This window comes from Bacillus sp. NPDC060175 (assembly GCF_042728695.1).
Classification (GTDB): domain Bacteria; phylum Bacillota; class Bacilli; order Bacillales; family Bacillaceae_G; genus Bacillus_A.
In genome coordinates, this window is the sequence record NZ_JBHWYR010000015.1 from 74,288 (window position 1) to 83,048 (window position 8,761).

An 8,761-nucleotide genomic window follows, 5' to 3' on the forward strand; every position below is an offset into this window, starting at 1 on the left:
TGAGAGGGGTACTTAAATGAGTCAGGAAAAGCAAGTCTTCTCGATAGATTTAGCTGGTCGTCAGCTAACAATTGAAACAAGTCAGCTTGCAAAACAAGCAAACGGAGCAGTATTAGTAAGATATGGCGACACAGCAGTTCTATCTACAGCAACTGCATCAAAAGAGCCAAAAAATGTAGATTTCTTCCCGCTTACAGTAAACTATGAAGAGCGTTTATATGCAGTCGGAAAAATCCCAGGCGGTTTTATTAAGCGCGAAGGCCGTCCAAGTGAAAAAGCAATTTTAGCAAGTCGTTTAATTGACCGTCCACTCCGCCCGCTTTTCGCAGATGGTTTCCGTAATGAAGTACAAGTTGTCAGCATCGTAATGAGTGTTGATCAAGACTGTTCTTCTGAGATGGCAGCTATGCTTGGTTCTTCATTAGCATTATCTATTTCAGATATTCCATTTGAAGGTCCAATCGCAGGTGCGACAGTTGGTCGTATTAATGGCGAGTTCGTTATTAATCCAACAGTAGAACAGCAAGAACAAAGTGATATTCACCTTGTTGTAGCTGGTACGAAAGATGCAATTAACATGGTTGAAGCAGGAGCGGATCAAGTACCTGAAGAAACAATGTTAGAAGCAATTATGTTCGGACACGATGAAATTAAACGTCTAATTGCATTCCAAGAAGAGATTGTACAAGCTGTCGGTAAAGAGAAAACAGCAGTGAAACTTTATGAAGTGGATGCTGATTTGAACCAAGCTGTACGTGAAATGGCTGAGACAGATATGCATTCTGCAATTCAAGTGCACGAAAAACATGCACGTGAAGATGCAATTAGCGTAGTGAAAAAGCGTGTAATTGAGCATTACGAAGCTGAGGAAGCTGATGCTGATACATTAGGACAAGTAAGTGAGATTTTATATAAAATTGTAAAAGAAGAAGTACGTCGTCTTATTACAGTTGAAAAAATCCGCCCAGATGGTCGTAAAGGTGACGAAATTCGTCCTTTAGCATCAGAGGTTGGCATTTTATCTCGTACACATGGTTCTGGTCTATTCACACGTGGACAAACGCAAGCATTAAGTATTTGTACATTAGGTGCATTAGGCGATGTGCAAATTTTAGATGGTCTAGGTGTAGAAGAGTCAAAACGCTTTATGCACCATTATAATTTCCCTTCATTTAGTGTTGGTGAAACAAGACCAATGCGTGGACCAGGTCGTCGTGAAATTGGTCACGGTGCACTAGGAGAACGTGCTCTTGAACCTGTACTTCCATCTGAAAAGGATTTCCCATATACAGTTCGTCTTGTATCTGAAGTATTAGAATCAAATGGTTCAACTTCACAAGCGAGTATTTGCGGTAGTACATTAGCGATGATGGATGCGGGTGTACCACTTAAAGCGCCAGTTGCTGGTATTGCAATGGGTCTAGTGAAATCTGGTGAGCATTACACAATTTTAACAGATATTCAAGGAATGGAAGATCATTTAGGTGATATGGACTTTAAAGTAGCAGGTACTGCAAAAGGTGTAACTGCACTACAAATGGACATTAAAATCGATGGTTTATCTCGTGAGATTTTAGAAGAAGCATTACAACAAGCGAAAGTTGGTCGTATGCACATTCTAGATCACATGTTATCTGTTATCGCTGAACCTCGCATTGAGTTATCTGCGTATGCTCCGAAGATTATTACAATGGCAATTAACCCAGATAAAATTCGTGATGTTATTGGACCAAGTGGTAAACAGATTAATAAAATCATTGAAGAAACTGGCGTTAAAATTGACATCGAGCAAGATGGTACAGTATTCATTTCATCAATTAATCAAGAGATGAATGAAAAAGCGAAGAAAATTATCGAAGATATCGTTCGCGAAGTACAAGTAGGCGAAATCTACTTAGGAAAAGTTAAACGTGTTGAAAAATTCGGTGCGTTCGTTGAATTATTTAGCGGTAAAGATGGACTTGTTCACATCTCTGAACTTGCACTTGAGCGTGTAGGTAAGGTAGAAGACGTTGTGAAAATCGGTGATGAGATTTCAGTTAAAGTTATCGAGATTGACAAACAAGGTCGTGTAAACTTATCTAGAAAAGTATTGCTAAAAGAAGAGCAAGAAAAAGAAGCTGCTAAAGAAGAAGTGGCTAAAGAAGAAAACGCACAAGAGCAACAATAAGTGAAAGCCAGTTTAGCTGGCTTTTTTTGTTATGTAAAAAATGTGATTCATTTAGATTTTTATGTGAGTATAGGTATAGTTTTCATCATAACGCTCAAATTAACAAAGATAAGAAGAAAATGGTTTCTTTTTTTATAGTTAATGGGAGGGTTTATATGAAAGCTCGTATATTAGCGTACATATTTATATTTTCTTTATATGTGGGTTTTGGCTCTTATTCCGTTTTTGCGCAGGATAACTTGCATGAAGAGATTCAAAAGCATGTAAAACAGTACGAGATTATGCCGCAAAATGCGATGATTGATAAGATTTGGAAGGCGACGCCTGGGTATAATGGAAAACAAGTGGATATAGAAGCGTCCTATAATAATATGAAGAAAATCAAGAAGTTTGATCAAAAACAACTTGAATTTAAGGAAGTATCACCGAGTGTTCACTTAGAAGATTTACCACCAGCTCCCATTTATCGAGGACATCCAAATAAAAAAATGGTGGGATTAACAATTAATGTGGCCTGGGGTAATGAGTATTTGCCACGTATATTAGAGGTATTGAAAAAACATGATGTGAAGGCGACTTTCTTTTTAGAAGGACGCTGGGTGAAAGAAAACTTACGATTTGCCAAAATGATTGTCGATGCAAATCAAGAAGTAGGAAATCATTCTTACACACACCCTGATATGAAAACGCTGTCTACAGATGAAATACGAGATCAATTACAAAAAACGAATCGAATGATAGAAGCAGCTACAAATCAGAAAGTGAGATGGTTTGCTCCGCCAAGCGGAAGCTTTCGGGATGAGGTAGTAAAAATAGCGGATGATTTCCAAATGGGGACGATTATGTGGACTGTAGATACAATTGATTGGAAGCGGCCAGAACCGGGTGTGTTATTGCAGAGAGTAATGCGAAAAATACATCCAGGTGCTATTGTGCTAATGCATCCTACTTCATCTACAACAGAAGCGCTAGATACTATGATTAAAAATTTAAAGGAACAAGGATATAAAGTGGGGAATATTACAGAATTACTAGATGAAAAACGTGTGGATTAAATACATTTGCATGACATTCATCTCTAAACTTGTTATCATTAAATAATAGCAATTATTTAGAGAAACTGGCATTAGGAGGAAAGTTTTTGATTAAAAAATATACTTGTAAAAATGGTGTAAGAATTGTTATGGAGAATATACCAACTGTACGCTCAGTTGCGATTGGTATATGGATCCACGCAGGTTCAAGAAATGAAAATGAAAAAAATAATGGGGTTTCACACTTCTTAGAACATATGTTCTTTAAAGGGACAGAAACGCGAAGTGCAAGAGAGATTGCAGAATCATTTGATAGCATTGGTGGACAAGTAAATGCTTTTACTTCAAAAGAATATACATGTTACTATGCAAAAGTGCTAGATGAGCATGCTAAATACGCGTTAGATGTTTTAGCAGATATGTTCTTTAATTCAACATTTGATGAGGAAGAACTGAAAAAAGAGAAGAATGTTGTATGTGAAGAAATAAAAATGTACGAAGATGCGCCAGATGATATTGTGCATGATATGTTAACGAAAGCAACATATGAAACGCATCCGCTTGGATATCCTATTTTAGGAACAGAAGAAACGCTTGAAACATTTACAGGTGATACGTTACGTCAATATATGAAAGATCATTACACACCTGAAAATGTTGTTGTATCAATTGCAGGAAATATTGATGAAGCATTTTTACAAAATGTAGAGCAATATTTCGGTAATTACGAAGGAACAACAAATCGTGAACAAGTACATAGCCCAATCTTCCATTTCAATAAAGTAGCACGTAAGAAAGAAACAGAACAAGCTCATTTATGTTTAGGATATAAAGGCTTGCAAATGGGTCACGAAGATATTTATAACTTAATTGTATTAAATAATGTTTTAGGCGGTAGTATGAGTAGCCGTTTATTCCAAGAAGTACGTGAGCAACGTGGATTGGCGTACTCAGTATTCTCTTATCACTCTTCTTATGAAGATACAGGAATGTTAACACTTTACGGTGGAACAGGTAGCAAACAATTAGATACACTATATGAAACAATGCAAGAAACGTTAAATACGTTGAAAAATACAGGTATTACAGAAAAAGAGCTTGTTAACAGTAAAGAACAATTAAAAGGAAACTTAATGTTAAGTTTAGAAAGTACGAATAGTCGTATGAGCCGTAATGGTAAAAACGAATTGCTTCTTCGTAAACATCGTTCTCTTGATGAGATTATTGAAAGTGTAAACACTGTAACAAAGCAAAATGTAGACGAGTTAATTCGTAACATGTTTACTGATGAATTCTCTGCGGCACTTATTAGTCCAGATGGAAAACTGCCAAAAGGAATGAAACTTTAATCGATTTTGTAATTCATTCGCTTTCGGAAATAACCGTATCTCTTTTATATGAGATACGGTTATTTTTTTTATATATGCAGAATAGGTACTTATTATAGGATAACCTTCATAAAAAGTAGGATAGGGGGAGATTTAATGCGTTTAAGTGAATTAAGTGGCAAAGAGATTGTGGATTTAGAAAGAGCAGAAAAAATGGGAGTTTTAGGTCATGCAGATTTAGAAATTGATGAGAGAGATGGAAAAATACAAGCGCTTATTATACCTGCTGGGAAATGGGGAGGTTTTAAAAGAGAACAGCAAGAAGTGAGAGTAGAATGGAGCAAAATAAAGAAGGTTGGAAATGATATGATACTTTGCGATCTTACGAACCATTCAAGATCATAGTGAAAGATGACCATTTTGGTTGTCTTTTTTTTATCTTTATATAAAGAAGATAAATCACGTGTGCCTTTTGTTTTTCAATCACCTCAAACTCGTACATTACATATGATGTGGAGGAAAAAGAAAAAGTAGGCATTTTTCTTATAAATGAAAGAAAAAGAAGGTGAATTAGGGAATGTTGACTGAGATGCATATTGCTGTCATAGGAGGAGATGCACGGCAGCTAGAAGTAATTCGCAAGCTAGTCGAACTGGACGCGAAACTTTCATTAATAGGGTTTGAACAGTTAGATCATGGCTTCACAGGGGCAGCAAAGGAAAGTATACAAGATTTAAATTTCACTTCTTTAGATGCGATTATTTTGCCGGTTGCAGGGACGAATGCCAGAGGAGAAGTAGATACTATTTTTTCAAATGAAAAAGTTTCCATAACGAAAGAACAAATTGAAAAGACGCCAGAAAACTTCACTATATATTCAGGTATTGGTACACCTTACTTGGAAAATCTCGTATCTACTACAAATCGCAAACTTGTAAAATTATTTGATCGTGATGATGTTGCAATCTATAACTCTATTCCGACCGTAGAAGGTACACTAATGATGGTTATTCAACATACTGATTACACAATTCATGGATCGAATGTAATGGTTTTAGGATTTGGTAGAACTGGTATGAGTGTTGCAAGAGCTTTTCAATCATTAGGAGCACATGTCAAAGTTGGAGCGAGACGTTCGGAACATATTGCTCGTATTACAGAAATGATGTTTTCTCCTTTTCATATGCAAGACATAGAGAAAGAAGTAGGTAATATCGATATTGTTATTAATACAATTCCGCATCTCGTTGTGACAGCGAATGTTATTTCAAAAATGCCAGCTCATACGCTAGTTATTGATTTAGCTTCTAAGCCAGGTGGCACGGACTTTCGCTATGCGGAGAAGCGTGGAGTGAAGGCACTATTAGCACCTGGTCTTCCTGGGATTGTTGCACCGAAAACAGCAGGACAAATATTAGCGAATGTTCTTTCTCAGTTATTAATAGCAGATGCAATCGCAAAGGAGGATGATGAGAAATGAGTTTGAAGGGAAAACGAATTGGTTTCGGATTTACAGGCTCACATTGTACGTATGAAGAAGTTATGCCACATTTAGAGAAGTTAATTGCAGAAGGTGCAGAAGTACGTCCCGTTGTTTCTTATACTGTCCAATCAACAAATACTAGATTTGGCGAAGGGGAAGAATGGATTAAAAAGATCGAAGAAATAACAGGGTTTAAAGCAATTAATTCAATTGTCGGAGCAGAACCACTCGGACCAAAAATCCCGCTAGATTGTATGGTAATTGCTCCTTTAACTGGAAATTCGATGAGTAAATTTGCGAATGCGATGACAGATTCTCCAGTATTAATGGCAGCAAAAGCGACGCTTAGAAATGGAAAGCCTGTTGTGTTAGCTGTTTCGACGAATGATGCGTTGGGGTTAAATGGGGTAAATCTAATTACACCAACAAGGTGACGACAAAGCGCGAACGCTTATATGTCGCCATCTTGAGGGAGCTTAGGGTAAAGCACAAGTTCGAAATCATCGAGTCTTTGCCACTTTTCTTTCTTATAAACAGCCTTTTCTAAAACCGACTTTAGGAGGCTGTTTTTCTTTTTCGGATCATCTGTTTTGAAGTACAGGTCAAGAACATGCTCCACTTGAGGTATTGTATCTTTCTTTACTTTTTCCTTTTTTATTTCTGTTTTAATTTCTTTCTTTAAGTTTTCCATCGTTGAAGTAATTTCATTAATACGATCGGAAATTACATTTGAACGTTCTAAAAACATATCGACAGTGTAAACGCCACGCTCTAATAAATCGTGTAAATTATTTTTTTGTTTTTGGACATCCACTAATTCTTTCTCAAGCTTTCGTAATGCGACCTCATTCATTTGAATAACTTGCGTTTCTTTCAATTTGTCATCTTGCTTATGTTTTTCAAAGTCAGCTTTATAATCGATATACCATTCTTTTAAAGCCTCGAGTAAACGTTTCTCAATTAATTCAGTATAGCTGGATTTGTTTTCGCAACCACGGTGCTTACAATCCATCGTTTCCTTTCGATTTTTCGGATAACGTTGAACCATACTATAACCACATTTACTACATTTAATAATGCCAGCTAGAGGGTTTTTAATGCCATTCGTATTGTAAGGAACATGATATCTTGAGTTTAATTTTTCTTGCACTTGCTCAAACAAGCTTTCGGGTATGATAGGCTCATGTTTTCCGTCAGCAATAATCCAATCAGATTTATCTTGTCTTGCACAGCTACGTTTCACAGCATCAGGATGCTTTATTTCTTTTCGTTTTTGCCATGTTACTTTTCCGATATACACATTGTTCTTTAATATATCCAAGATGCTATAAGGATTCCAATCATTCCCTAACTTACTTTTGTAGCCAAGGTCATTTAACTTGTTCCTAATTGCACTAGCACCCATATCCTCATTTGCATACCAATCAAATACCAACCTTACAACAGAAGCCTCTTCTGAATTAATCGTTAAAGTACGCTCTCGCTTATTTAAACGATGGATATCATATCCGAACGGTGCATGTGTACCAAGGTAATTCCCAGCCTCTACACTAGCAATACGGCCTCGTTGCATACGGCGTGTAATAATCTTTAACTCCTTACGTGCCATAAACGCTTCAAATTCGCTGTATTCTTCGTCCCACTCATCATTAAGGTCATAAGTCTTCCTAGGTGTCATAATCTTCGTATTCGAGCGTTTAAACGTCTCTAAAATGATTCCTTGCTCTTTCATACCACCACGACCTAAACGGTCCATATCCATACAAAGAACAGCATCATATTTGTTATCTTCAATTTCTTCAAGTAGTGCTAACATCTCAGGCCGTTTCACTAAGCTCTCACCAGAAACGATTTCCTCACGGACAGCTAAAACATTTAAGTTCATTTCCTTGGCAATTTTCAGCAGGGTAGAGCGGTGCTTTGCTAACGTTTCGCCTTCGCCGCGTGCTTCAGCTTCTAGGTCAGCACGAGATTTACGTAGGTAGATTGCGGTTTTCATAGCGGGAGAACCTCCTTTGTTTTATTCATTATATAAAAAATCATACGAATAAATATATATATTTTGAGTTCAGAATAAAAACGTATGTTCGTTTTTGCGTAAAAATAAAAGGCGTGAGGATATCAGCCTTTTATTTTGGAGTATATTAGTGATATTGGATAAGGCTGGTTTTTTTTAAGGGAATATTATTGTATAGTAACAAATTTCTTAAAGAATTCCTTACGTTTTGCCTTATCATACACGTATGGATCGTTAAACTTTTTGACCCAAGATTTGTCTTCAACTTTTAAATCTTCAATTTTAAAGCCTAAGTATGTATTTAAAGATTTTCTATCTAAGTTGATACTGTATGTTTTTCCTTCAAATGGAACAGTCATTTTTACAACATCTAAATCTGGAAATTGTCTTAGTAATCTTGCAGGTTCACTTACAAGCATTTTTTCAATAGCATCTCCAGTTGAAAAATACTGTTTATATTGTTCTTCTGTGACATTACTATCTGGTTTTGCTGATTTAAAAGCTGAAAATGAATCATGGAATGTAATTTCTGCTTCTTTTGCATTCAATTTCATATCTTTAATAAAAGCATTGCCCTTAATGTTTTGAGCATAAGCAACAAAAGCATCTTCACTGATTTCTACCTGTTTTGGTTGTTCTTGTTGCGTTGTTTCATTTTTCTTTGTTTCATTATCTTTATTGTTTGCAGTTGTTTTTACATTTTCAGTAGAAGTTGCTTCCTTCTTTTCC

General features: G+C 36.3%; 7 protein-coding genes and 1 pseudogene. 6 read left to right on the forward strand and 2 right to left on the reverse strand.

The features are described 5' to 3' along the window. Window positions 1–16 precede the first annotated feature (16 nt). From pnp to dpaB, 6 genes and pseudogenes are all read left to right on the forward strand, one after another. The gene (gene pnp / locus ACFWDE_RS10595) at window positions 17–2,170 is read left to right on the forward strand and encodes a polyribonucleotide nucleotidyltransferase (protein ID WP_377892102.1); all 2,154 of its coding nucleotides are present in this window, start codon (window positions 17–19) and stop codon (window positions 2,168–2,170) included. Window positions 2,171–2,325: 155 nt separating this feature from the next. After that, window positions 2,326–3,225 (forward strand): polysaccharide deacetylase family protein, encoded by a 900-nt coding sequence (locus ACFWDE_RS10600; RefSeq protein ID WP_002111361.1) that lies wholly within the window; start codon window positions 2,326–2,328, stop codon window positions 3,223–3,225. Window positions 3,226–3,311: 86 nt separating this feature from the next. After that, window positions 3,312–4,553, forward strand: a complete 1,242-nt coding sequence (locus tag ACFWDE_RS10605; RefSeq protein ID WP_002146110.1) for a M16 family metallopeptidase — start codon at window positions 3,312–3,314, stop codon at window positions 4,551–4,553. 135 nt (window positions 4,554–4,688) lie between these two features. Continuing rightward, window positions 4,689–4,937 (forward strand): YlmC/YmxH family sporulation protein, encoded by a 249-nt coding sequence (locus ACFWDE_RS10610; RefSeq protein ID WP_002014571.1) that lies wholly within the window; start codon window positions 4,689–4,691, stop codon window positions 4,935–4,937. 172 nt (window positions 4,938–5,109) lie between these two features. Further along, window positions 5,110–6,012 carry a dipicolinic acid synthetase subunit A gene (dpaA, locus tag ACFWDE_RS10615; protein ID WP_002146112.1) on the forward strand — a complete coding sequence of 301 codons (903 nt, stop codon included), beginning with the start codon at window positions 5,110–5,112 and terminating at the stop codon, window positions 6,010–6,012. Then, a pseudogene (gene dpaB / locus ACFWDE_RS10620) lies at window positions 6,009–6,434 on the forward strand (dipicolinate synthase subunit B); the annotation flags it as partial. The gene dpaA and the pseudogene dpaB, both read left to right, overlap by 4 nt. Window positions 6,435–6,466: 32 nt before the next feature. Here the strand turns inward: dpaB and ACFWDE_RS10625 are convergent. Beyond that, a complete protein-coding gene (locus ACFWDE_RS10625; protein WP_377892107.1) occupies window positions 6,467–8,014 on the reverse strand; it encodes a recombinase family protein in 1,548 nt (515 codons plus the stop codon). Between the two features lie 185 nt (window positions 8,015–8,199). Continuing rightward, window positions 8,200–8,761, reverse strand: a 562-nt coding sequence (locus ACFWDE_RS10630; RefSeq protein ID WP_377892110.1) for a hypothetical protein, incomplete at its 5' end; no start/stop codon positions are given.